Consider the following 24,935-nt stretch of genomic DNA (forward strand, 5'->3'; position numbering starts at 1 on the left):
GTCGGCGCTTTTTGCTTTGTTTGGCGTTGTTCGTGTTGATTTTTTTGCCGCTGGCCGTGTTTATCCCGACCATCGACCTACCTGAGCCTGAGCGGCAAACGCAGGAGCAAATACCGCCCCAGCTCGCTCGGCTGATCGAGAAGCAGCCGGAACCTGAGCCCGCGCCTGAGCCCGAACCGATCCCTGAGGTCGATCCCCAGCCTGAACCTGAATCCAGGCCAGAACCGACACCGCAACCTGTCGCCGAACCGGAGTCGCCTGAGCCAGCGCAGCAACAGAGCGTTCAAGAGGCGCGCGACGTGGCCTCTCGCTCGGGGCTTATGGCTTTGCAGGACGAGTTGTCGTCGATGCAGTCCATGACCGATTCGGAGTCGTCGTCACGGATGAGTGCGAATGTCGAGGATGACGCTGCCGAACCGTCGGCACAGCGTGAAGATGAGCAGAGCGACGTATTGGCGGGTAGCGACGGCGTGAACGACGTGGACGGTCCGCAGGAAGCGGTCGACCTTGCCCAGCACGACGTTAAGGCGGTGGAGGCACCAGAACAGAGAACAACGCCTGAACCGCAAGAAGCCGCTCAGCCCAAAGGGCCGGGCGAACGCTCGATGGCCAATATCCGCCGTGTATTCGATCAGCAAAAATCGGCACTTTTCTCTCTCTATAACAGAGAGTTAAGAAGGAATCCTGCCTTGGCGGGTGAAGTTTTGCTGGAGCTTACGATTGAGCCGGACGGGCGAGTCTCCGACTGTAGGATTGTGAGTTCCGAGCTGGAAGCACCTACCCTGGAGCAGAAGATTGTCGACCGGGTACGCTTGTTTAATTTCGGCGCTGCGGACGTTGAGCAGCGCCAGGTACGGTTCCCGATCGACTTTTTGCCTTCGTGAGCCAAGACGCGTTAGCCGCTGGCCGTCTCAATCGTGATCCGTGGCAACTGCGGCTTGGTCAGTGACATCTTTTCGCTAGGCGCGATGACTCTGGCCTCGCCGGTGACGACTTCCTCATTGCGCTGATTCGTCACCAGGCAGTGGAGGGAGACACGATTCCTCGAACCCTTGCTGGCAACCGTCAATTTGACGGTGAGGGTGTCATCCAGTTTTACCGGCCGTTTGAAGCTCAGACTTTGCTCAAGGTAGATGGTGCCCGGCCCGGGCATCACCGTGGCGAGCGCCGCTGAAATCAGCGAACCACTCCACATCCCGTGAGCAATGCGCTCCTTGAACATACTGTTGGCGGCAAAGGCTGGGTCGAGGTGAACAGGATTTACATCCCCTGAAACCGCCGCGAAAAGCACTAGCTCTTCCTCCGTGAGAGACCGCGTATAACTCGCGGTATCGCCCACTTGCAGGTCGTCGTAAACGATATTTTCCAAAGTTTCCATGTGCCTCTTACTCCGATAGTGCTCGACGTTCCGTAATTAAACGATACAGCTTCTGAAGGCTTTGGCTCTGCGTTGCTGCTCTTTGACATGGAACCACCATGCCTGCAGACCAGCGCCTTGCGACAAAGCCTTCAGAAGCTCGCAGTAAGTCAGCGAATTGACCAGATAATGCATTAGTGCCGGTCGATCCAGTCTAGCAACGCCTGTTCTGCCTCTTCGCGCCGGCGCTCGTTGAACGGCTCGTGACGCATCCCCTGAAAAACGATACAAGTCACGTCGCGATGGCCGGATTGACGATAGGCCTGTGCCAGTCGTTGCGTACCGCGACCGAACTCGCCAACCGGATCGTCGGCCCCGCTAACGATCAGAATGGGGAGATTTGCCGGTATGCGTTGGAGTGCATTGCGCCGTCGCAAGCTGGCGAGGCCGCTCCCAAAGTCTGACCAGAGCTGGTTGGTGCAGTCGAATCCGCAGTATGGATCATTAATGTAGTCGTCAACAGTTGCCGGGTCATGACTGAGCCAGTCAAATTCGGTACGAGGTGATTTGACGCTTTTGCTGAATGCCCCGAACGTCAGTTTGCGAATGACTGAGCTGCGGGTGTTTGCACCCTGTACCCGTCGAACGATCTTCAAAAGCGTTCGGAGTAGCCCAAGACGGACGCGTCTGTCGCGATTGGAGCCGGATAGAATCAGTCCTGCCGGCAATGAGCCCGCCGGGCCGCGCATCAAGTAGCTCTGCACGATAAAGGAACCCATGCTGTGTCCGAGCAGGTAGCAGGGTAGTGTCGGCCAAGTACCATGAACCCAATGCTGAACCACGCCAACATCGCCGGCCACCTTGTCCCAGCCGTTTTCGTTGGCGTAGTGGCCAAGCGATTCTTCCGGTGTGTGCGGGCCATGGCCCCGGTGATCGTGCGCTACGACTAGCAGGCGGTACCGGCTCAGCCGGCCGGCCAGAGGGGCGTAGCGCTGCGCGTGCTCGGCCATGCCGTGGCAGATATGTACGATGCCTTCGGGTTCGCCTTCGGGCCGCCAAATATAGACGGGTATTGCGTGTTCGTCCGGGCCGTCGAGCCAGACCTGCTCGACGGCGTTCAGGGCTGCGTCGGCTCGGGTCTCTTGTGGGCTCATCTGTTCTGCATCCTGTTCACGAAGGCTATCGGTCTGGAACAATCAACTTTCAATCAACTGCCAATCAACTCTCAATCAACTGCCAATCAACGCTGACGACGGTCGTCGAAGAGCTTTTCAGATTGGGGCTGAGCGCATTTAGTGTACATTCAAGCGATACGAAAAGGGCACAAAAAACTGTGACCAGTGTCTCGTTATAGGCTCAATAGATGTCTCGTTTCGAATTGCGCGCCGGGCGTTTCGACCAGCTACCTCATCCGATTGAAAACTGGTATTCTCACGTCACTTTTGCGGGTTAATTGTGCTGTCAAACCCGAGTGTTTTCGGACAAAGCATGATTTTTTGGGCAAAACATCGTGTTTTCGGAGACGCTATACAGCGTGGGATGAAAAGCCGGGCTTGACTGTAGGGGATTGCAGTAGGCAACGCCCAAGCTCTTGGGTGGGCACAAGGTATTAGGTTGGCACAGACAATCAAGGGGCATTGACTACAAGAGTGACTGACAATAAGAGTTGATAAAAACCTAAAGGCTAATAAAGTCGATTAGGTTAAAAAGCCGATGGTCAGCAACGCTTAATAGTCGATAATTCCTTGAATGCTTAAAACAGACAGTCACGACAAAACAATCATTACAAGCATAAATGCAATACAGGAGATGGTGTGATGGATTTGGAGCAGTTTTATCAGGATAAATATCCGCCCGGGATGAACAGCCAGATCGACCTGAACAAGTACAGCAGCATGCTGGACGTCTTCGACACGGCTGTGAAGAAGTTTGCCGATCGTCCGGCATTCAGTGCTATTGGCGTCACGCTGACGTATCACGATCTGGATGTGCAGAGCCGCAACTTCGCTGCCTGGCTGCAAACAAAGACCAATCTAAAACCGGGTGACCGGATCGCCATCCAGATGCCCAACGTGACCCAGTATCCGGTTATCGTCTTCGGAGCTATGCGCGCCGGTCTCATCGTCGTCAATACCAATCCGCTCTACACCCAGCGGGAGATGGAGCACCAGTTCAACGATTCCGGCGCCAAGGCGCTTGTCGTGTTGGCCAATATGGCGGCCAACGCCGAGAAAGTACTGCCGCATACGGGCATTGAGCACGTCATCGTGACTGAACTCGCCGACATGCATAAACCGCTCAAGCGCAAGCTCATGAACGCGGCGGTCAAGCACCTTAAAAAGATGGTGCCGGACTTCAACCTGCCCAACGCCCATAGCCTGCCTAAGGTTCTGGCAACCGGGAGCAAATGCAAGTTCACGCCGGTTCAGGTCAAGAAGGACGACATTGCTGTCTTGCAGTACACCGGTGGCACAACCGGCGTGGCTAAAGGTGCCATGCTGACCCAGGGCAACCTGGTGGCGAACCTGCTGCAGACCCGCCCAATGATGGAAGACAACGTGGAAGAGGGTAAGGAGGTGGTCATCGCGCCGTTACCGCTTTACCACATCTATTCCTTCACGTTGAACTGCGGCATCATGCTTGAAGCCGGCGCGCATAGCGTGCTGATTCCCAACCCGCGTGACATTCCGGGCTTCGTCAAAGAGCTGAAGAACTATCGCTTTACGTCGTTCCTGGGCCTGAATACGTTGTTCGTCGCTCTGTGCAACAACGATGACTTCCGCAATCTGGATTTCAGCACCCTGAAAATGACGTCTTCGGGCGGCATGGCGTTGACCAGCGCGACGGCCAAGTTGTGGAAGCAAGTGACTGGCTGCGAGATTACAGAGGGGTACGGCATGACCGAAACCTCGCCAGTGGTTTCCTTCAACCCGCCCAGCGCGATCCAGCTCGGCACGATTGGCCTGCCAATTTGCGACACGCTGATCAAGACCGTCGACGACGAAGGCAACGATACGCCGATCGGCGAACCGGGTGAGTTGTGCGTCAAGGGGCCTCAGGTCATGAAGGGGTACTGGCAGCGTCCGGAAGAAACCAAAAAGGCGTTTACCGACGATGGTTTCTATTGCAGCGGCGATATCGCGGTGATTCAGGAAGACGGCTATATTCGCATCGTCGACCGCAAGAAGGACATGATCATCGTCTCTGGCTTCAATGTGTTCCCCAACGAGATTGAAGACGTGGTGTCCGGCCACCCTCAGGTGATCGAGTGTGCTGCCGTCGGTGTGCAGGACGAAAAGAGCGGTGAGGCGGTTAAGGTATTCCTGGTGAGCAAATCACCAGAGCTCAAAGAGTCCGAGCTGAAGGAATTTTGCCGCGAGCGCCTGACCGCGTACAAGGTGCCCAAATTCTTCGAGTTCCGTGACGAGCTGCCGAAGACCAACGTGGGCAAGATCCTGCGCCGCGAACTGCGGGACGAGGAACCCAAGAAGTAAGCCAGTAATGGCGTTTCCCTAAAACCCTGCCCCGGTCGTTGGCCGGCGGCAGGGTTTTTTGTTGCTGTCGCCGGTGTTAACGCTCTCTGGCCGGGCAGCGCACGAATGTCGCTCAATACCATGTCGCTCAATACAGGGAAACGTCTGTCCCGAATCTCTGTTATCGTTACCGTTTAAGTCGATATAAACCCGTCTACGAGCAACTACACCCGATTGATGAGTCATTCCAACCCTTCCGTCGCGCATCATCCAGCACCGGGCAGTGCCGAGCTCAGTGCGCGTTTTAATCAGATTCCCCAGCGCCACGTCGCTCGCATCAAGAAGCTGTTGGCCCGCTGCAAAGGTAAGCCGGATGCCCGGGATTCCGAAAAAATAGCCCGCTGGCTGGAGGAGGGCGATGCGGAATACGAGCGCCGCGTTCGCCTTCGGCCGGACATCCATTATCCGGATGGATTACCGGTTTCCGAGCGTGTGGCGGATATCCGCGAGGCGATCGACAATCACCAAGTCGTGATCGTGGCGGGGGAGACCGGTTCAGGCAAGACGACCCAGATTCCCAAGATTTGCCTGGAAGCCGGTCGCGGTACGCGCGGACTTATCGGCCATACTCAGCCCCGGCGAATTGCAGCGCGCAGCGTATCTTCACGCATCGCCGAGGAAATCGGCGAACCCGTGGGTGGCCGTATTGGTTACCAGGTCCGCTTTACGGATGTCACTTCGGATGATTCGCTGGTCAAAGTGATGACCGACGGCATCTTGTTAGCCGAGGTCCAGAACGATCGCTTCCTTGACCGCTACGATACGCTGATCATCGATGAGGCTCACGAGCGTAGCCTCAATATCGATTTCCTTTTGGGTTACTTGCGCAACCTGCTGGCCAAGCGCCCGGACCTGAAAATCATCATCACCTCGGCGACGATTGAAGTGGATCGCTTTAGCGCCTTCTTCAGCGACGCGCCGGTTATTGAGGTCTCCGGTCGAACCTATCCGGTAGAAGTGCGGTACCGCCCGCTGGTCAGTGGCGAAGACGATAAGGACCAGGGCTGGACAGATGGCGTTGTGGAGGCGCTGGAGGAAATCGAGACGCACGAGCGCGACAACGGTCATCGTCCTGGCGACGTGCTGGTATTCCTCCCTGGCGAACGTGAAATTCGCGAGATGAGCAAATCGCTGCGCCACGCCGAGCTGCGTCATACCGAAGTACTGCCGTTGTACTCACGCTTGAGCAGCCGCGAGCAAAACCGAATCTTTCAGTCCCATGGCGGACGGCGCATCGTGTTGTCCACCAACGTGGCGGAAACCTCGCTGACCGTCCCCGGGATCCGCTACGTCATCGATACCGGGGTGGCCCGGATCAGTCGCTACAGCGTGCGTTCGAAGATCCAGCGTCTTCCGGTCGAACCCATCTCCCAGGCCAGTGCCAACCAGCGCAAAGGGCGCTGCGGCCGCGTTGCGCCAGGGATCTGTTTTCGGCTGTACGACGAAGCGGACTTTTTGAGTCGTTCGGAATACACCGACCCTGAGATCCTGCGAACCAACCTGGCCTCGGTTATTTTGCAGATGGCCATGTCCGGTTTGGGCGATATCCGCGCTTTCCCGTTTCTGGAGGCGCCGGATAACCGGCTGGTTAACGACGGCTATAAGCTGCTTGAGGAATTGGGAGCGGTTTCCCACAAGCGCCAGCTAACCAAGCTGGGACGCACGATGGCGCGCCTGCCGGTGGATCCGCGTTTAGCGCGAATGCTGGTGGCCGGTGCGGAAGAGGGCAGTCTGGCAGAAATCCTGATCGTGATTGCGGGCCTCAGCGTGCAGGATCCCCGCGAACGGCCACAGGAAAAACAGCAGCAGGCGGATCAAGCTCATGCGCCCTTCAACGACAAAGAATCAGACTTCGCCACGCTGCTCAACATCTGGAATTTCTACGAAGAACAGCGCCAGGCCCTGTCCCAGAACCAGTTGCGCAGGCTGTGTCAGAAGAGCTTTCTTTCCTACATGCGCATGCGCGAGTGGCGCGATGTTCACCGCCAATTGATGCAACTTTGCCGCGAGCAAAAGCTTGGCGCCAATCAGAAGAAGGCGTCTTACGATGCTTTCCATAAGGCTGTCCTGGCGGGGTTGCTCGGGCAAGTCGCTATTAAATACGAAAAGCGCGAGTATCTGGCGACGCGCAATCGTAAGGTCATGCTTTTCCCGGGATCCAAAGTCGCAAAAAGTCCGCCCAAATGGATCGTCGCAGCGGAGATCGTAGAGACGAGCCGCGTATTTGCGCGAATGATCGCTCGCATCGAGCCTGAGTGGGTGGAACCGTTAGCCTCCCATGTGGTCAAGCGGCACTATTTCGAACCCCACTGGGAGCGCAAACGCGCCCAGGTGGTGGGTTACGAGAAGGTGAGCCTTTACGGTCTCGATGTGGTGCCCAAACGACGTATTGGCTACGCCAAGGTTGACCCCGGTGAAGCGCGACAACTCTTTATCCGGCGCGCACTGGTGGAAGGGGATTACGATACCCATGCGCCTTTCATTCAGCGCAATCAGGCGCTGTTGGAAAGCGTCGAGGATATGGAGCGCAAATCCCGCCGTCGCGATCTACTGGTGGACGAGGAAACGCTGGTTGCTTTCTACGACGAGCGGCTGCCGGAATCGGTGGTCAGCGGGCAGCACTTCGAGACCTGGTGGAAGGGGCTTTCTGCGGAGCAGCTGAATGCCCTGGATCTCACCGAGGAGGATATTCTTCAGCGCGCGCCCGATGCCCAGATCGGGATGGCCTATCCAGACGAGCTGGAGTGGGAAGGCGCGCGTTACCCGCTAAGCTATGAGTTCGAGCCGACCCGGGCGGACGATGGGGTCACCTTGCACGTGCCGCTTATGGCGCTCAAACAAGTGCCATCGCATCGGGTCGATTGGCTGGTGCCGGGGCTGTTGCGGGAAAAGTGCATTCATCTGATCAAGGGTTTGCCCAAAGCTATTCGGCGCAATTTCGTGCCTGTGCCCGATTTTGTCGATGCGGCCCTGGCCAATATGGCGCCCTCCAATGAACCGCTGACCGTCAAGCTGGCCGATGAGTTACGCCGCATGACCGGTGTGCGTATCGAGCCGGAAGCTTGGCCTCAGGATGAATTGCCGACCCACCTGCGCATGAATATCCGTGTTGTGGATGACAAGGGCAAGACGCTGGCGGAAGGCCGGAACGTCACCGGCATTCAGTCGCAGCTGGACGCGCAGGCTGAGCGGGCGCTAAGCCAGATGGCCAGCGATGATGCACCGGTAGGCGAGACCCGGGAATCCACAGAATGGATTTTCGGTACCTTGCCGGAGGCCGTCGATACCGAACGCAGCGGTATGCAGGTGCGCGTTTATCCGGCTTTGGAAGAGCTTGGCCGAAATGTGCGCGAGACCCGGTTTCTTGACCCGTTGACCAGCGAACGGACCATGGCGCGGGGCGTCGCGCGCCTTATCATCAACCGGTTTGCCGGCACGCTGGAGGGGATCGATCGCAAACTGGCGGATTTCAAGGCTGCTGCATTGCTGTTTGCGCCAGTCGGCAAGGCTGGCGAGCTATTGGACGATCTGCTGCTGTCGACAGTGATCGAACACTTCCTGAAGGATGGGAGTCCCAGAAGTCGTGCGGCGTTCGATCAGGTTTTTGATCAGGGGCGGGGCCATTTCATCCCTTTCCTTGAAGAGCGGACCGCTTTGGTCCATCAGATCCTGAAGGCCTACAATGCCCACATGAAGCAGCTAAAGGGCAAAATTCCGTTAGCCCTGGCGACCAGTATGGCTGACGTGAAATTTCAGTTGAATCATCTGGTCTATCCCGGATTTTTGGTATCAACGCCGGGGGAATGGCTCACCCAGTATCCGCGTTACCTGGATGCGGTGACGGTTCGATTGGACAAAATGGCTCGGGAAATGGGACGTGAGCGCACCTTTCTTCATGTGTTCGAGGGCCTTTGGGAGCGTTACGCCAAACGCCGGGAGGCTCAAGAAAAGCAGGGAATAAGCGATCCCGAGTTGACGCTCTATCGCTGGATGCTGGAAGAGTACCGCGTGTCGTTTTTCGCTCAGCAGCTGGGCACCGTGATGACCGTATCGCGCCAGCGACTGGACCGGCAGTGGGAGACGGTTCGGACCTAAACCGAGAAGTTGTGCACCTGGAGCGAGTGGCCCCGAACCAACACAGGATTTTAGACGTTCGTTCGGGCTCCGGTATCGCCGGTCTGTGTTAGTATTTTAAACAACCTCTGATTTCATTCTATGGAGTGTCACGTGATTAAAGCCGTCATTAGCGGAACGGGGCTCTATACGCCGCCGGCATCTATCGACAACGAAGAGCTGGTCGAGGCATTCAACGCCTACGTGGAGCGACATAATCAAACCTATGCCGACGAGATCGCCCGTGGCGAGCGTGAGCCGCTTCAACCTTCGGCACCGGAGTTTATCGAGAAGGCATCGGGCATTAAGCGCCGTCACGTGATTGACCGCGAGGGTATCCTCGATCCTGATCGGCTCTGTCCTTATATTCCGGATCGCGGTAACGACGAGCCGAGTGTGCAGTGCGACATGTCGGTCGCAGCTGCCAAAGAGGCGCTTGAACAGGCTGGACGGTCGGCGGCCGATGTCGATGCGGTGATCGTTGCCTGTTCGAACCTTCAGCGCCCCTATCCGGCGGTTGCTATCGAAGTTCAGGAGGCGCTGGGTATTGACGGTTTCGCCTACGATATGAACGTCGCATGCAGCTCGGCGACGTTCGGCCTGCAGGCCGCCGTAAACTCCGTGGAAAATGGTACGGCCAACGTGGTGCTGGTGATCAGTCCGGAAATCTGCTCCGGCCACCTGAACTTCCGTGACCGCGACAGTCACTTTATTTTCGGGGATGCGTGCACAGCATTACTTGTCGAGCGCGAAGACCGTGTGGCGGCAGGCCAGGGCTTCGACGTGCTGGGCACGCGCATGAAAACCAAGTTTTCGAACAATATCCGCAATAACTTCGGCTTCCTCAACCGAGCGGACGAAAGCGGTGTGGGCCAGCCCGATAAACTGTTTATTCAGCAAGGCCGCAAGGTTTTCAAAGAAGTGTCGCCTATGGTGGCCGAAACGATTCAGGGCCATCTGAAGGCGCTTGAACTGGCGCCGGACGACTTGCGCCGGATGTGGCTGCACCAGGCCAATCTCGGCATGAATCAGCTCATATCCAAGCGTGTACTGGGGCGCGACGCCACCGAAGAGGAGGCGCCGGTTATTCTCGACGAGTACGCCAACACCAGTTCTGCCGGTTCGATCATCGCTTTCCACCTCCATCGAAAAGACCTGGTTTCTGGCGACCTGGGCGTGATCTGCTCTTTTGGGGCGGGGTATTCAATTGGCAGTGTGGTTGTTCGCAAGCGTTGATTGGTGATCTGTTGCACCAGAGCAAAAAGCCCGCATAGAGCGGGCTTTCATATCGTTGGCGATCGCTTATTCGGCGGCCAGCGCCCGGAGTTCGTCCGGTAGGCGGGTAGACTTGCGGGTTTCGTGGTCAAACCAGACGATCTTGGCGTAGCCTTCTGCGTACTTAACACCGGTTTTGCTGTCGAATATCTCATACCAGCTTTCCAGGCTGGTATTGCCGGCTTTGCCAGCGTAGGTCCTGACCTGGACTGTGGCCGGATAATTCAGTTCCTTGAGGAATGTGGCGCTGGTTTTGATGATGATGGGGCCGGTACCTTTGGGGGCGGTTTTCATCGGCACTGAATCGAGCCACGTAATACGGGCTTCTTCAAAAAAACGGAAATAGACCGTATTGTTGGCGTGCCCATAGGCGTCTTGGTCGCCCCAGCGTAGGGGGATCTCAATGGAGTCCACCAGGTTCCCGAACTCTGACATGCGTTTTCTCCCATCTCGGGGGTTCATGTAACGATAATTGCGGATCACCGCTCAAGGTGCGACGCGCTATTTTCAGCAAAACACGTACAAAGTCAAAAATCCCAGGCGACCTGATGAAAAACCTGAATAAGCAATCAGTCGTTCGCAGCTTGCGCGCGGCTATTATCGTCTTACCTCTCGTATCCGTGGGTGAGACCCTGGCACAGCAGCCTCCACCGCCAGGCCAACCTACCCAGGAGCCGATGCCTAATGCCCGCGCCGAGGAGCGCGATCCCTGGGAGCGCTGGAACCGCGAGGTGCACGGTTTCAACCAGTTCCTCGACGATTGGTTCTTGCGGCCCGTGGCCCAGGGGTACCGTTTTATTACACCTGACCTGGTGGATACCGCAGTCACCAATTTCTTTAGCAACCTGGGCGAAGTGAAAAACTTCGCCAACAGCGTGCTGCAGCTTAAGGGTGAATCCGCCGTGGTCGCGCTGGGCCGGTTTACCTATAACACCACGTTCGGGCTTGGGGGCTTGATCGATGTGGGTACCGCATTCGGTTTACCCGAAAGACCGGAAGATATGGGCCAGACCCTGGGCTATTGGGGTATGGCCAGCGGGCCCTATCTGGTACTGCCGTTCCTGGGGCCGTCCACCGGTCGGGATTTCGGTGGGCTGGCGGTGGATCTGACCGTGATGCCCAGCACCTGGGACTACATCGAGTCGCCGGAGAATTACTACCTGCGCGGTTTGCAACTGGTGGACGTGCGTGCAGACCTGATTCCGGCAGAGAACTTTATGTCGGGAGACAGCTATACTTTCGTCAGAAACGCTTATTTGCAACGGCGTGAATTTCTGATCAATGACGGTGAGGTTAAGTCGGATCCGTTCGCCAGCGACGATGAAGATCTAATGCTTGAGGATTTCTGATCCCGTCACGCTGGCGCCACACAAGAGGCCTGGGGGCATGATGATTGGAGCGAGTCGCATCGAGAAGTTTCGCAAGCTGCTCGCCGAAGCGCCGAATTATGAAATGTGGAAGGCGGCCGCGCTGGAGCTCGATTACCTCGAAGGTAACGTGGAGTGGAAGGAGGAGAACCCCTCCGATCTTTACCACTACGAGCTGATCTACGACCGCTTGACCCATTTGCGAGACTACCACCAGAACCATGACTACGAGCGCCTCAGGCGGGCGCTACGGGAAGGTCTGCACCACGACCTGGGCAATATGGGCAACCCCGTGCTTTACGCACGCTCCCGGGTCGGCACCAAGCACTTGATCGAGACCTACATCACGCAGGTCTGCGAATCCCTGGATTTTCTCTGTGATCGTCCCATCCCCGGCTTTCCTCTCGACGAAAAGCTGCGTTTTTTCCGCGATACGCTGACCAGTTATGGACGGCCGGCGCTCTTATTGAGCGGCGGCGCCTCGCTGGGGACCTTCCATCTGGGGGTCGTCAAGGCACTTTGGGAGCGCAACCTGCTGCCGCAAACCATCGCCGGTTCCAGCGTTGGAGCGATCATGGCGGGCATTTTGGGCACGCATACCGACGATGAGCTCCCGGAGCTGTTTGATCCCGAAACCCATCACCTGAAAGCATGGAAGTGGAATGGTCTGCTCAATGGCCTCAACGGCAAGGGCTTTATGGACCAAGGGCAGTTGATGAGCAATTTACGGGCGAATATGGGTGAGTACACCTTTGAGGAAGCTTTTGACCGGACGGGCCGTTCGATCAATATTAGTGTGTCGCCGGTAAGAGCGAACCAGAAGCCCCGGTTGCTGTGTGGATACACCTCGCCCTATTTGTTGGTTTGGAGCGCGGCGCTGGCCTCCGCTGCAGTACCGGGCCTTTTTCCACCGGTTACCCTGATGAAAAAGGACCTTATTGGTTCGATTTTGCCGTACATGCCCCGGCTGAGATTCGTCGATGGGTCGGTGGTAAGCGACTTGCCAATCGAACGGCTCATGCATCTGTACGACGTGAATTTTACCATCGTCAGTCAAAGCAATCCCCACGTAGTACCCTTCCTGAATCGCCGAGGCAAAGATGAAAAACTGAGCCTGCTGAAGCTACCCATGCATGCGCTCAAATCGGAGATTCAATTCCACGGGCAGGGCGCGTTCGATTACCTGCGCAAGCGTGTCCGGCCCGAACTGCTGCGGCAAGTGTCCGGCCATCTCTACACCATCATGGCCCAGCGCTATTCCGGTGATATCACGATTGTGCCAGATTACCGCTGGCGGCATTTCGCTCGCATGCTGGCCAACCCGACACCGGTATTCGTGCGCGAGATGATGCTGGAGGGTGAGCGGGCGACCTGGCCGAAAATTTCGATGATTCGTTCCCACGCCAAGATATCCAAAACCCTCGAGCGCTGTATAACGCGCGTGCAGGCCCAGATGCATAACAGAAGGGGCGAACTGAGGCTGGTGTCGCAGGCTGAGTAGACGCCGTCACAGGGATGACGGTAATAGCCGCCGGGATGGGTGACAGTGACGAGAGCCTGACGGTATCATACGGGTCCGTTGCGCGACCCTGACCCTGACTGGACACCCATGTACTACGAGTTTTTTGGCTTTCGGGAACCGCCGTTCTCGATAGCGCCGGATCCCCGCTATCTCTACCTTAGCGAGCGGCATAAAGAGGCGCTGGCCCACCTGATGTATGGTGTACAGGGGCAGGGCGGTTTCATCGTGATCACCGGCGAAGTGGGTACCGGTAAGACCACGGTTTGCCGGTGCTTCATCGAGAATGTACCGGAGAACGTCGATATTGCGCTGGTGCTCAACCCCCGGCTGTCCGCCCGGGAGTTGCTTTCAAGCATCTGCGACGAATTGGGTATCCGCCATCCTTCCGGCAGCACCATCAAACGTCTGATCGACCAGATCAATCACCATTTGCTGGAAGCCCACGCCAACGGCCGTCATCAGGTATTGATCATTGACGAGGCGCAGAATCTTTCGGCAGACGTGCTAGAACAGTTGCGCCTGCTGACTAACCTGGAGACTGCAGAAAAGAAGTTGTTGCAGGTTGTCCTGCTGGGACAGCCGGAGTTGCAGGAGATTCTCGATACACGGCAATTGCGCCAGCTCTCCCAGCGTATTACGGCACGCTACCACCTGGATGCGATTAGCCGCGAAGAGTTGCCGGCTTACCTGCGTTATCGTTTGAGCGTCGCCGGCCAGCGTAGCGAGTTTTTTACGTCTTCCGGCCTGAGCCTGCTTTATCGCCTGAGTGGCGGCATCCCAAGGGTAATCAACCTGATTTGCGATCGCGCACTTTTGGGCGCCTACTCGGAAGGCACCCATGAAGTGAGCAGGCAGAATATCGCCCAGGCGGCTAAAGAAGTACTCGGCAAAAAGCGCCGCCCAGCCAGAAAGCTGGGTCTGTTACGGGTGGTTTCCCTGGCGGCGGTGATGTTGGCTGCGACCGTCTTCACCTGGGCCGTCGTCGACCGTATAGGCCCCGGGGGCGACGCCGACGCTGTGGCGTCGGAAAACGACATCCCCCCGCTCGTCGTAACCTCTCCTGAGTCGTCTGAATCGCCCGTTGAAGCTAGTGACAGCAGCGTCGCCGATACGGAAGAGGAGTCGCCCGCCGAGAGCGAAGCGGCGCCTCTCGAAGAGGTTACTGGCGAAGAGGTTGCTGGAGCTGGAGAGAGCAGCGAGGCCATCGCGGCGCAGCCTTTTATCGGCGGTCCGGATGCCGGCACGCCCGAGGCTCAGGTGCCGCCGAACTGGCTGTCTGTTATCGAAAAGCCCGGCAAGGATCAGGCCGAGGCATACCGCAACCTGTTTGCCCGCTGGGGTTTCGAGTACAGCGCAACCGAAAGCCCCTACGCCTGTGAGTTCGCTGAAACCGTCGGCCTCCGTTGTCTGCATCGGCAAGGGAACTGGCGCAGCATCGAACTGCTGAATCGCCCGGTGATTCTGCGCCTGTTCGATGATCAGGGGAACGTGCGCTATGCGACGCTGATTAATCTGGAAAATGGCATAGCCAGTTTGTTGCTGGGTGACGAACGCCTCGATTTAACCTTGGAAACCGTCGACCGTTATTGGCTGGGCGATTACTCGTTGGTCTGGCGATTGCCTCCTTATCAGTCGGCACTGGTTCCCTCCGGAGAAGCCGCGGGCGAAGAGGCGTGGCTCAGCGCTAAACTGATGGAGTTGATTACGACGCTGGAAAGCAACGTGACAAGGCAGGACGAATTGATCGCGGCGCCGCTGGAGGCCCAGATTCAATGGTACCAGTCCCGCAACGGACTGATTCCGGATGGTATTGCCGGTGCGAAAACCCTGATCCAAATCAACTCCGCTCTTTATCCTTCGATACCCACGCTTGTGCCATCGCGGCGTCAGACCGCGGAGGTTCGGTAAGCCATGTCCTATATTCTCGATGCACTTCGGCGTTCTGAATCCGAACGCCAGCAGGGGCGGGCGCCGGATCTCGCAAACTCCGTACAGATGGTGCACAAGCCCAAGCGGCGGGCTATTCCAGTGGGTGTTTGGGTGGCGTTGGCATTGTTCTTCAACGGCGCCATCCTGGCGGTGATCTTCTGGCCCGGTTCCGGATTTCTGGCGAGCACGGTCGATAATCACCCCGCAGAACCTGTAGAGGAGCCGGCACCGAAGCCCGCATCCGCGGTAAAGCCATCGCCGGCAGGAGTAACAGCCGAACCTGTGGAGATGCTTGAGCCCAAGCCGGAACCCCAGGTTGCCCGGGTGGAGCCTGCGACAAACGCAGGAGCCCAAGAGCCGGCCCAGGAGGAAGCGGAGCCGTTGCCGGAGCCCATGCTCATTACGCCGTCATCGACCCAAAGCGAGGAGATATACCCTGAGGCACAAGCTGGCTCCGTCATGTCCGAAAAGCCAACGCTGATCGTGCCCAGCCGCAGGGACGATGCTCCGGCAACGCTTCCAGGCGCCACCGGTCAAGCGCCGCCAAAATATGATTTCGCCGACGGACCGCCGGTTCAGCATCTGGTGGAGAAGCCTATGGCGTTCCAACGCAGTATTCCCGACCTGCATTTCAGCAGTCACATCTATGCTTCCGATCCAGCGGCTCGGCGGGTCATGATCAATGACAACTACCTTCGGCCAGGGGATTCTTTCTCCGGCATTCGCGTGGAAGCCATCACCGGTGACGGCGTTGTTTTGAGTGCCTACGGAGAGACCTTTCGGGTGGGTGTCGTCCGCGACTGGGTCACGCCTCGCTGATGCCTTTGTCCGACGACGTCAAACAGAGCATTCAGCAAGGTTATCGGGATGTCCTTAACGGCAAATCGATCAGAGCGCGCTATGGTCAGCGCCTGATGATTGCCGAGATCGCCCGCTACCTGGGGGGAATCACCGAGAGTGAGGGCAAGCGCACGTCACCTGCGTCAGCCTGTGTGGTCGAGGCCGGTACCGGTACCGGCAAGACCCTCGCGTATTTGCTGGCCTGCATCCCGACGGCCAAGGCGCTGGGCAAGAAACTGGTTATTTCCACCGCCACCGTGGCGCTGCAGGATCAGATCGTGCAGAAAGACTTGCCCGACCTGCGCAAGCATACCTCTATCGATTTCGACTGGGCTTTGGCCAAGGGGCGTGGCCGGTATCTGTGCCTGTCCCGCCTTGAGGGGCGATTGCATGACGAGGGGGTTCAGGACAGCGACACCATGCCGCTGTTCTTGCTGGACCGGCAGTCGGAAGATGAACCCGGCACCCGTGAATTCTTCGAGGACATGTTGGGCCAATACGCCTCGCGGAACTGGGACGGTGACCGGGACCACTGGCCTCGACAAATTCCGGACGATCTCTGGCGCCAGGTCACGACAGACCATCGGCAGTGTACCAACCGTCAATGCAGCTATTTCGACAGCTGCGCCTTTTTCGATGCGCGCAAAGGCATCGACGACGCTGATGTCATTGTCGCCAATCATGACCTAGTTCTGGCGGATCTGGCCCTTGGCGGGGGCGCCATCCTGCCGCCACCGGAAGAGGCCGTCTTTATCTTTGACGAAGCTCACCATCTCCCCGACAAGGCCCTGAATCACTTTGCGGCGTCCGTTTCTCTCAATGCCACGCGCAGTTGGTTGAAACAGCTTTCGCAGGTCATCGTGAAAATGAAACCTCACCTTGCGCCGGCTTCGCTTGCGTCCAAGACGCTGGATCGTATCAGTGAGGCGTCGAGAGAGTATGACGCTAACCTGTCCCAAGTGTATGAGCTGGCCGAAAAGACGACGGACTGGGCTTTCGAGGACGAACGTAGCATGGCGCAATGGCGCTACCCGGATGGTGAATTGCCGGAGGCGTTGGCGTCGGCATCGGCAGAGGCAGGCGTGGTGTCGGCGACGCTGACCCGGCAACTGGGTGTGCTGGTGGACGAGCTGCAAAAAGCATTCGACGAGAAGCGCGAACACGATGTTGACCGGCAAACGGCAGAGGGCTGGTTTCCAGTGGCCGGAGGGCTGCATGGCCGGGCCGAAGACCAGCACCGTCTCTGGGTCGCATGGCAAGCGGCAAAAGAAGATAAAGGTCCGCCGCCGGCGCGCTGGGCTATACGCCAACGGTTCGATCATGCTGAAGACATAACCTTTTTCAGTAGTCCCGTTCTCGCCGATAGCCTGCTATATGGCCGTCTCTGGTCGCGGGCGTTCGGTGTGGTATTGACCAGTGCGACGCTCACCGCGCTGGGTAAATTCGACCGGTTACGAAGTCGGGCGGGCTTGCCGGCAGCCAGTCACTATCTCGTGGTGCCGAGCGCCTTCCGTTACGCTGAAATGGCCTCGGTGGAAGTACCCGCCATGTCAGCTTTGCCGACAGACAACGATGCCTTTACCGAGGCCTTGGTGAAACGGTTACCGGAGCTTTGGCAAGACAGGGAAGCGACGCTGGTGCTGTTTACCTCAAGACGGCAGATGAATGCGGTCAGGGACCGATTGGCGCCGGAGTGGCCCGAGCTGATCACCACGCAGGACGATATGGCAAAGGGCGAGGTGCTGAGACAACACAAAGTCCGGATTGACGAAGGCCGTGCCAGCGTCCTGTTTGGCGTGGCCAGTTTTGCCGAAGGTATCGACTTGCCGGGTGAGTATCTCAAGCACGTTGTCATCACCCGTTTGCCGTTTTCGGTACCGGACGATCCTATCGATGCCAGCCTCGCCGAATGGGTCTCTGCCCGCGGTGGCAATCCATTCATGGAGATCACGGTGCCGGATGCCTCGATCCGGCTGGTTCAGGCGGTCGGGCGCCTCCTGCGTACCGAGCAGGACAAAGGGCGTATTACGATACTCGACCGGCGTATTGTCACCCGCCGTTACGGTCAACTTCTGTTGGATGCACTCCCGCCGTTCCGGCGTGTCATTGCATCATAGTCTCGCTTAACGCAAATCAGTGATATGCAGCTCGTCACAGGTCATTGGCGATAAACAGAGGGTGGTACAACGCCAGCGAAAAAAAGGCGCCAATCCAAAACGGATGGCGCCTTCGATAACAGGGCTCTGACTTGATAACCCTGGGGTTTTAAGCAACACGGAACATGGAATCCAAAGGCCTGAAGTTTCAGATTCCGGTGGTGAGGTTTCCCTCACCGTCAGGAGCATAATAGGGCGAGAAGGGGCGTATCCGGATCGTCCAAAGGGCGTAGTGGGCCGAAAAAACTCGGAAAAAGTGTGATCGTTGTCACAAATGTTACGCCAGCAAATCGAGCTGGCGGGCCCTGGCGAGTGCTTCGGTCCGGCTTTTCACCTGGAGCTTGCCGTACAGGTTACGAATATGGGCTTTTACCGTAGTGCCCGCCACCTGCATGCGTAGCGCAATATCCTTATTGGCCAGTCCCTCGTTGATCAATTCAAGCACTTCACGCTCACGTACGCTCAGCGGCTCTACCAGACCGGGCGCCGGTTGCGGTTTGAGATCTGCGGCTGCTGCCTGCTGCTCAGGCAACATCGTCCTGAGCCGATTCAGGTAATCGTCATCCACCGTTGGGGAATCGATGCCCCGGATGAGGTGGTGGACTGCCGGACTTTCCTCGACGAACAGGCGGAACATCTGTTCTCTGGAGGCGCGCTTGAGGGCTTCCGTCAGCACCGCTTTACCTTCGGCATTTTTACCTTCGCGGGAAAGGGCCTCCGCATACACCGTCAAGACTTCGATCAGGTGTTTGTTGTGCTGACCTTTTTCCGTAGACAGGCGTAGCGGGGTCAGTAGCGTGATGGCCTCGCCGGGGGCATCGATGGCAATGAGCACGCGAGCTGCGGTGATGGCATCCTGCTCCGCATTAAGCGGGTTGCGGAATGCCTCCGGATTGCGGCGATCCAGCCATTCACGGGCCTGGTCGGTACGGCCCTGCGCCAACTGAACTCGCGCCTTGAGCGCCTCCAGGTTTGGGGGCTCGAACACAATATGCTCGCGCCGCCGTCGCAGTACGCGCTCGGCATCGTCCAGCGCGTTTATCGCCTGCATGTAGTCGCCGCGGGTAAAGGCCAGGTGGGCGCGGGCGTACTGGATGATAACGTGCTGGCCCGGTTCGGTGCCTTGTTCCAGGTGCCCGAGGAGCGGGGCTAGATGCGTCTCAGCCAGTTCGAGTTCACCCCGTTCGCGGTAGATCTCGATAAGGGCGCAGTTTTGCCAACAGGAGATCAGTTTGGGCTGTTTCGGGTCGGCGTAGTGGCGATCGATCCAGCGGCGCACCGACACGCAGCTTTCCAGCGCCAGATCAATGTGTCCCAGGTTGAATTGAATCCAGGCCAACAGGCCGCCGCTGGAGAGCACCGTGGAAGGTTTGCGCTCGATTTGCCCATGGGATACGGCGGATTGAAGGGCTTCTTCGGCGGCGGGCAGGTCGCCACGGCCAAAATAGTCCAGTCCGAGACCGTAGTAAGTGACCGATTTGAGGGGGATTTGGGTGTGGTCGATATCCCGGAGCACTTGCTGCGTCAAATCCGCCGCGCTTTTGAGGTCACTGCGCGTGCGGGCCAGGTAGGAGCGGATCAGGGCGATTTCACTCTGCAGCCCCAGTGCGCCCTCGGCGTCCGGATGGGAGTCGGCCACACGGCGGTCCAGCAGGTCCTCCAACCTTTCCAGGCGCGGCTCGATAGCATCCAGGCGGTTGGCAAAAAAGTGTCCCCATATCTGCAACATGGATAGCCGTGGATTGTTGGCGACCACGCCGTCGGGGAGCTTATCCAGCCAGTCCAGTACCGGCAGGTGGAAACCACCGTGAATCAGGTTGTTGCCATGCTGTTCCAGCACGCCACCCAGCCATTGCCAATCCTCAAGTTGAACCAGCTGCGCGATGGCTTCCTGAATGTGGTCGTGGTCCAACAGCCAATGGATCGCGCGGGATTGCAAGGTCTGGATCCGATCGGGATCGCTCTGCTGCAAACGTTGAAACAGCGCTTCCCGGAACAGATCGTGATAGCGGAACCACTCATCGCGGTTATCCAGGGGGATCAGGAACAAGTTGCGCTGACTCAGGGCTTCGAGCATCTCCTGGCTGTCTTTCGACTGTCGCACGCTGTCGCATAGCGACGCGGTCAGCCGCAGGCAGCAGGCGGTATCGAGTAGGAAGCGGGCAACGTCGTCCGGTTGCTGATCGAGAATTTCGCTGAGAATGTAATCGTTAATCTGGCGGAGCGAGTCCGGCACAAGGCTGGCCGGGGCGCTCTGGCTGCCCGCTGGTTTGTTGCGCGCCGATAGGGCGCTCAACTGCATGGCCGCGACCCAGCCTTCGGTTTTCTGCCAGATTTTGCGGGCCTCGTCCCGATTCAGCTCGATGGCCATACAATCCTGGAAGAATTGCCGGCATTCATCCTCGGAAAAGGCCAGGAGTTGAGGATGAATGTCATCCACCCACTGCCGCACGCGCCAACGGGACAGTGGCAGATCAGGTTCGGTTCGCGATATCAGTACGACCGTCATACCCGGTGGCAGGTAGTCGATAAAGTAGGTGAGCTGGCGGTGGATCTCGGTGGACTGAATCTGGTGATAATCGTCGACGACCAGGTTCAGGCCTCCGGCACCGCAGGTGACCAGGGTGTTGATCAGTCCGGTGATCGCGCCTTCCAGTTCATGTGCAGCAAACGTATTGAAGGCTTTTTGACACTTTTCCAGTTCCGCAAAACCGGCGTGAATGAGGGCGCCGGTAACATACTGCCAGAATCGTCTGGGATCGTTATCGTTGGCGTCCAGCGAAAGCCAGGCCACGGGCAGGGGTTGGGCCGCGCTCCATTGATTGACGAGCGTGGTCTTGCCAAAACCGGCAGGCCCCACCACCAGGTCAAGCCGTTTGCCTTGGCGCCGTTCAAGCAGATCCAGCAAGCGACTGCGGCGAATCGCCCGGGCATCGGCTGCGGGTCTGAGGAACTTGGTGGCTAACAGCATGGGGTCTAGCGGGTCCGGTTATTGAACTGCTTCGTCCCTTGCGGTGACTGTCGGGACGTACTGGCGCGCCTTCCAGCGGGCTTTGAATCGATCTCCCGATTTTCGGCGCTTGCCGAGCGAAGTCAAGGCTGTAAGCACGCCTTCTTCGTGTTGCTCCGCCAAGCCGACGGAGCGTAACACCCGTAGCGGATCAGAAGAAGGTGTACTTGAGGCCGATCAATAGCAGGATACCGGCGAGAGTCGATTGCAGAACGCGATTGGGTACCTTGCGGGCCAGCCGCGTACCCAGCTGGATGGCCGGTATGGAGCCGATGAGCAGCGCGCCGAGCAGATTCCAGTCAATGTTGCCCAAATGCCAGTGGCCCATGCCCGCGAGGAAGGTCAGGGGCACCGCGTAGGCGAGGTCGGTACCGACGATCTTTACCCCGCTCAGGTTCGGATAGAGCATCATCAGAATGGCCGTGCCGAATGCACCGGCACCGACCGACGACAAGGTCACGGCGAAGCCGAGAAAGACACCCGCAAGGATAGTCAGACCGGCCTGGTGACGCACCATGAACGTTTCGTCGGATTCGACATCGCGCTGGCGCAGTATCCACGGCCGGAAGATGAGCACAATGGATGTGAGAATCAGCATCGCACCCAGGGTGGATACCAGCAGTCCGCGATAGCTTTCAGGATCGGTGAAAAAATAGGAGAGCAGGACAATTGCACCCAGGGATGCCGGTATGCAACCCATCAGCAGCCGGCGCACAATCGGCCAAACAATGGTTTTTTGCCGGTGATGCGTGTAGACGCCGGTTGCCTTGGTGGTCGCAGCGTAGATCAAATCGGTGCCGATGGCGATATGCGGCGGGAAGCCGAACATCAGCAGCAGCGGCGTCATCAGGGATCCTCCCCCGACGCCTGTGAGGCCGACGGCAAGACCGACACCCGCACCTGCAAGAATATAAAAGACGATATCCATAAATTATGATCTACACTGAAAATCGTGGGCCCTCACGTTCCCTTGGAGCGTGGACTTTTTCTGAGGCCCAAACAGGGTTCCAACTGTAGACCTTTGCATCTATTCTTAAAAAGAATTATTGCTTATATTTTTATTCGAATAAAAACGAAGATGGAGCGAGACGGTCGATGAAACTACAGCAGCTGCGCTACATCTGGGAAGTGGCGCATCACGATTTGAATGTCTCCGCGACGGCTCAGAGCCTCTTCACCTCCCAGCCCGGCATTTCGAAACAAATCCGTCTCCTTGAAGATGAGCTCGGTGTCGAGGTCTTTGCCCGCAGTGGCAAGCACCTGACGCGAATCACGCCGGGCGGCGAGACGATCATCCGGGAGGCCGGAGAAATTCTGCGCCGCGTGGAAGGCATCAAGAAGATTGCCCAGGAGTTCAGTAACCAGCGCAAGGGCGATCTGAGTATTGCGACGACCCACACCCAGGCCCGCTACGCGTTACCGCCCATTATCAGTGGCTTTATCGAGGCCTATCCTGACGTGTCGCTACATATGCATCAGGGCACGCCGATGCAGATCTCGGAGATGGCCGCTAACGGCGCGGTGGATTTTGCCATTGCGACCGAGGCCCTGGAGCTGTTCAACGACCTGATCATGATGCCGTGCTATCGCTGGAACCGGAGCATCATCGTGCCCCGGGACCATCCGCTGACGAAGTGCCGGCCTTTGACGCTTGAGGCCGTGGCAGAGTATTCGATCGTCACTTACGTGTTTGGCTTTACGGGCCGGTCACGGCTTGACGAAGCGTTCCAGAGCAAGGGGCTTACGCCCAAAGTGGTTTTTACCGCGGCCGACGCCGACGTGATCAAGACCTATGTCCGGCTTGGACTGGGTGTCGGGATCATCGCCAGCATGGCTTTTGACGAAAAAACAGACGGCGATCTGGTGGCCCTGGACGCCAAGGATCTGTTCGCGCCCAGCGTAACCAAGATCGGCTTCCGCAAGGGCACGTTCCTGCGCGGATACATGTACGACTTCATCCAGCGCTTTGCGCCTCATCTCACCCGTGAAATGGTGGATGAGGCGACGCATCAATCCAGTCGCGCGGATGTGGAGGCCTTGTTCGAGGGTATCGAACTACCGACACACTGATACTGAATCATACGAAGATACTGAATCATACGAAGATACTGAATCATGCAAATGTCGGGGCAGCCCAGCGGGCTGCTTCGAAGCGAAGCTGAAGGTATCACGCCTTTTTCCCGGTACCCCTGCTTCAAGCCCTCGAAGGCCGATGCTATTTCTCCGAGGCAATCAGATTGCCGGCATGCAGTCCGCATTCCTTCTGTGTTGCCTCTTCCCACCACCAGCGGCCCTCGCGCTCGTGCTGGCCGGGCAGTACCGGACGAGTGCAGGGCTGGCAACCAATACTGACGAAGCCTTTCTCGTGCAGCTCGTTGTAAGGGGCTTCAGTGACCCGAATGTAGTCCCACACCTCCTTGGAACTCCAGTTGGCCAGCGGGTTGAATTTCACCAGCTGCTTGTCCGCCGTGGAGAACCCGTCGTCGATTTGAACGATCGGCACGTCGTTGCGGGTACCCGGGCTTTGGTCCTTACGTTGGCCTGTGATCCAGGCATCGACGGTAGCAAGTTTTCTTCGCAGGGGATTCACCTTGCGGATGCCGCAGCACTCCTTGTGACCGTCCCGGTAGAAGCTGAACAGGCCTTTCTCCGATACCAATTCCTGCACTTCGGTGGCGTCGGGAAACAGGATCTCGATATTCAGGTTGTAGTGTTCACGCACGCGTTCGATAAAGGCATAGGTTTCCGCATGGAGGCGCGCGGTATCCAGTGTGAATACCTTCAGGTTGTCGGTCAGCTTGTGAGCCATCTCAATCAGCGCGACATCTTCCGCGCCGCTAAAAGACACCGCGATTGAATCGTAGTGTCCGAAGGCGTGCTTAAGGATGGCGCGGGGGGATTGGCCGTTCAGTCTCTCATTCAGTTCTGTTATGGATTCCATGATATTCATCGCATTATGAGCTGTGCTGAGAATCTAACACCGGCACCGCCGAAGCAAAAGTAACGAGCTTTCATAAGGTTATATCCGCGGTGCAATTCGGCATTCTTTTCCTTATGATAGGGCCGCTAAAGGCGGGTGCCTTCGCAACCGCTCGCCAAACTATCTTATCAAAGGCTGTTTGCGGCCGACGTCAATTAGGAGTGACCTGTGGAACTTGCTTGCCTTGACCTGGAAGGGGTCCTGATCCCGGAAATCTGGATCGCGTTTGCCGAGAAAACCGGCATCGAGGAATTGAAGGCGACCACCCGGGACATTCCCGATTACGACGTGCTAATGCAACAGCGTCTGCGTCTACTCGACCAGCATGGCTTTGGCCTGCCGGAAATCCAGGACGTGATCAGTACGCTGGAGCCGCTCGAAGGGGCCCGTGAGTTTCTCGACTGGCTGCGTGAGCGTTTCCAGGTGGTCATCCTCTCGGACACCTTTTACGAGTTTGCTATGCCATTGATGGCCAAACTGGGCCATCCGGCACTGCTGTGTCATAAGCTGGAAGTCGACGAGAACGGCCGTATTACAGATTACCTGCTGCGCCAGAAAGATCCCAAGCGCCAGTCTGTGCGCGCGTTTCAGCTGCTGAACTACCGCGTGATCGCCGCCGGGGATTCCTACAACGACACGACCATGTTGAAGCAGGCGGAAGCGGGCATCCTGTTCCATGCGCCGCAGAATGTGATAGACGAGTTCCCGCAGTTCCCGGCGGTCCACACCTTTGCGGACTTGCGCCGAAAGTTCGAAGAGCTGAGTGAGCGAATTAACCGCACGGCACACTAGGACATCAGTGCTCAGGTCGTCGCAGCCCGGTGGGCTGCTCCGAACCTGAAGAGGCATCGAA

The 24,935-nt window shown here is 57.7% G+C and carries 17 protein-coding genes; 11 read left to right on the forward strand and 6 right to left on the reverse strand.

The annotated features are described in order from the left end of the window. Positions 1 to 32 precede the first annotated feature (32 nt). Positions 33 to 884, forward strand: a complete 852-nt coding sequence (locus FXO11_RS08710; protein WP_227546086.1) for an AgmX/PglI C-terminal domain-containing protein — start codon at positions 33 to 35, stop codon at positions 882 to 884. An 11-nt stretch (positions 885 to 895) separates the two neighbouring features. Here FXO11_RS08710 and FXO11_RS08715 read toward each other — a convergent pair whose 3' ends face one another. Both FXO11_RS08715 and FXO11_RS08720 read right to left on the reverse strand, forming a co-directional pair. Beyond that, entirely contained in the window at positions 896 to 1,378 is a 483-nt protein-coding gene (locus FXO11_RS08715) for a MaoC/PaaZ C-terminal domain-containing protein (RefSeq protein WP_148862617.1), read from the reverse strand. Between the two features lie 173 nt (positions 1,379 to 1,551). After that, complete coding sequence (locus FXO11_RS08720; RefSeq protein ID WP_148862618.1) at positions 1,552 to 2,511, reverse strand: alpha/beta fold hydrolase; 960 nt, start codon at positions 2,509 to 2,511, stop codon at positions 1,552 to 1,554. Between the two features lie 663 nt (positions 2,512 to 3,174). Between FXO11_RS08720 and FXO11_RS08725 the strand changes: the two genes are divergently transcribed. The 3 genes from FXO11_RS08725 (at position 3,175) to FXO11_RS08735 (ending at position 10,239) form a co-directional block, all read left to right on the forward strand. Next, positions 3,175 to 4,851: an AMP-binding protein gene (locus tag FXO11_RS08725; protein WP_148862619.1), complete on the forward strand. Its 1,677-nt coding sequence runs from the start codon at positions 3,175 to 3,177 to the stop codon at positions 4,849 to 4,851. Positions 4,852 to 5,067: 216 nt separating this feature from the next. Next, entirely contained in the window at positions 5,068 to 8,985 is a 3,918-nt protein-coding gene (gene hrpA / locus FXO11_RS08730) for an ATP-dependent RNA helicase HrpA (protein ID WP_148862620.1), read from the forward strand. Positions 8,986 to 9,117: 132 nt separating this feature from the next. Then, entirely contained in the window at positions 9,118 to 10,239 is a 1,122-nt protein-coding gene (locus FXO11_RS08735; protein WP_148862621.1) for a beta-ketoacyl-ACP synthase III, read from the forward strand. A gap of 66 nt (positions 10,240 to 10,305) precedes the next feature. On the opposite strand, the gene FXO11_RS08740 is transcribed toward FXO11_RS08735, so the two are convergent. Beyond that, positions 10,306 to 10,713, reverse strand: a complete 408-nt coding sequence (locus FXO11_RS08740; RefSeq protein ID WP_148862622.1) for an acyl-CoA thioesterase — start codon at positions 10,711 to 10,713, stop codon at positions 10,306 to 10,308. Between the two features lie 113 nt (positions 10,714 to 10,826). On the opposite strand from FXO11_RS08740, the gene FXO11_RS08745 reads away from it, so the two are divergent. From FXO11_RS08745 to dinG, 5 genes are all read left to right on the forward strand, one after another. Then, positions 10,827 to 11,627 carry an MlaA family lipoprotein gene (locus FXO11_RS08745; RefSeq protein ID WP_227546087.1) on the forward strand — a complete coding sequence of 267 codons (801 nt, stop codon included), beginning with the start codon at positions 10,827 to 10,829 and terminating at the stop codon, positions 11,625 to 11,627. A gap of 37 nt (positions 11,628 to 11,664) precedes the next feature. Beyond that, positions 11,665 to 13,146: a DUF3336 domain-containing protein gene (locus FXO11_RS08750; RefSeq protein ID WP_227546088.1), complete on the forward strand. Its 1,482-nt coding sequence runs from the start codon at positions 11,665 to 11,667 to the stop codon at positions 13,144 to 13,146. A gap of 108 nt (positions 13,147 to 13,254) precedes the next feature. Beyond that, on the forward strand, positions 13,255 to 15,075 hold the full coding sequence (locus tag FXO11_RS08755; RefSeq protein ID WP_148862623.1) for an ExeA family protein: 1,821 nt from the start codon (positions 13,255 to 13,257) through the stop codon (positions 15,073 to 15,075). A 3-nt stretch (positions 15,076 to 15,078) separates the two neighbouring features. Continuing rightward, entirely contained in the window at positions 15,079 to 15,915 is an 837-nt protein-coding gene (locus FXO11_RS08760) for a general secretion pathway protein GspB (protein ID WP_148862624.1), read from the forward strand. Further along, a complete protein-coding gene (gene dinG, locus FXO11_RS08765) occupies positions 15,915 to 18,053 on the forward strand; it encodes an ATP-dependent DNA helicase DinG (protein WP_148862625.1) in 2,139 nt (712 codons plus the stop codon). Before FXO11_RS08760 ends, dinG begins: the two co-directional genes overlap by 1 nt. A gap of 316 nt (positions 18,054 to 18,369) precedes the next feature. Here dinG and FXO11_RS08770 read toward each other — a convergent pair whose 3' ends face one another. Continuing rightward, positions 18,370 to 21,063: a LuxR C-terminal-related transcriptional regulator gene (locus FXO11_RS08770; RefSeq protein WP_148862626.1), complete on the reverse strand. Its 2,694-nt coding sequence runs from the start codon at positions 21,061 to 21,063 to the stop codon at positions 18,370 to 18,372. Between the two features lie 190 nt (positions 21,064 to 21,253). Further along, the gene (locus tag FXO11_RS08775) at positions 21,254 to 22,030 is read right to left on the reverse strand and encodes a sulfite exporter TauE/SafE family protein (protein WP_148862627.1); all 777 of its coding nucleotides are present in this window, start codon (positions 22,028 to 22,030) and stop codon (positions 21,254 to 21,256) included. A gap of 167 nt (positions 22,031 to 22,197) precedes the next feature. Between FXO11_RS08775 and cysB the strand changes: the two genes are divergently transcribed. Next, the gene (gene cysB, locus FXO11_RS08780) at positions 22,198 to 23,172 is read left to right on the forward strand and encodes an HTH-type transcriptional regulator CysB (protein WP_148862628.1); all 975 of its coding nucleotides are present in this window, start codon (positions 22,198 to 22,200) and stop codon (positions 23,170 to 23,172) included. Between the two features lie 145 nt (positions 23,173 to 23,317). Here cysB and FXO11_RS08785 read toward each other — a convergent pair whose 3' ends face one another. Further along, entirely contained in the window at positions 23,318 to 24,043 is a 726-nt protein-coding gene (locus FXO11_RS08785) for a phosphoadenylyl-sulfate reductase (protein WP_148862629.1), read from the reverse strand. Between the two features lie 207 nt (positions 24,044 to 24,250). Between FXO11_RS08785 and thrH the strand changes: the two genes are divergently transcribed. Then, positions 24,251 to 24,874: a bifunctional phosphoserine phosphatase/homoserine phosphotransferase ThrH gene (thrH, locus tag FXO11_RS08790; RefSeq protein ID WP_148862630.1), complete on the forward strand. Its 624-nt coding sequence runs from the start codon at positions 24,251 to 24,253 to the stop codon at positions 24,872 to 24,874. The last annotated feature ends 61 nt before the right edge of the window (positions 24,875 to 24,935 follow it).

Origin of the sequence: Marinobacter fonticola, from assembly GCF_008122265.1 — a bacterium.
In the GTDB taxonomy this organism is placed as follows: Bacteria; Pseudomonadota; Gammaproteobacteria; order Pseudomonadales; family Oleiphilaceae; genus Marinobacter_A; species Marinobacter_A fonticola.

Excerpts from the sequence above, each read along its gene's own strand:
- FXO11_RS08715 (WP_148862617.1), bottom strand. The coding sequence starts at position 1,378 with ATGGAAACTTTGGAAAATATCGTTTACGACGACCTGCAAGTGGGCGAT.
- FXO11_RS08720 (WP_148862618.1), bottom strand. The coding sequence starts at position 2,511 with ATGAGCCCACAAGAGACCCGAGCCGACGCAGCCCTGAACGCCGTCGAG.
- FXO11_RS08725 (WP_148862619.1), top strand. The coding sequence starts at position 3,175 with ATGGATTTGGAGCAGTTTTATCAGGATAAATATCCGCCCGGGATGAAC.
- hrpA (WP_148862620.1), top strand. The coding sequence starts at position 5,068 with ATGAGTCATTCCAACCCTTCCGTCGCGCATCATCCAGCACCGGGCAGT.
- FXO11_RS08740 (WP_148862622.1), bottom strand. The coding sequence starts at position 10,713 with ATGTCAGAGTTCGGGAACCTGGTGGACTCCATTGAGATCCCCCTACGC.
- FXO11_RS08745 (WP_227546087.1), top strand. The coding sequence starts at position 10,827 with ATGAAAAACCTGAATAAGCAATCAGTCGTTCGCAGCTTGCGCGCGGCT.
- FXO11_RS08750 (WP_227546088.1), top strand. The coding sequence starts at position 11,665 with ATGATGATTGGAGCGAGTCGCATCGAGAAGTTTCGCAAGCTGCTCGCC.
- FXO11_RS08755 (WP_148862623.1), top strand. The coding sequence starts at position 13,255 with ATGTACTACGAGTTTTTTGGCTTTCGGGAACCGCCGTTCTCGATAGCG.
- FXO11_RS08760 (WP_148862624.1), top strand. The coding sequence starts at position 15,079 with ATGTCCTATATTCTCGATGCACTTCGGCGTTCTGAATCCGAACGCCAG.
- dinG (WP_148862625.1), top strand. The coding sequence starts at position 15,915 with ATGCCTTTGTCCGACGACGTCAAACAGAGCATTCAGCAAGGTTATCGG.
- FXO11_RS08770 (WP_148862626.1), bottom strand. The coding sequence starts at position 21,063 with ATGCTGTTAGCCACCAAGTTCCTCAGACCCGCAGCCGATGCCCGGGCG.
- FXO11_RS08775 (WP_148862627.1), bottom strand. The coding sequence starts at position 22,030 with ATGGATATCGTCTTTTATATTCTTGCAGGTGCGGGTGTCGGTCTTGCC.
- cysB (WP_148862628.1), top strand. The coding sequence starts at position 22,198 with ATGAAACTACAGCAGCTGCGCTACATCTGGGAAGTGGCGCATCACGAT.
- FXO11_RS08785 (WP_148862629.1), bottom strand. The coding sequence starts at position 24,043 with ATGGAATCCATAACAGAACTGAATGAGAGACTGAACGGCCAATCCCCC.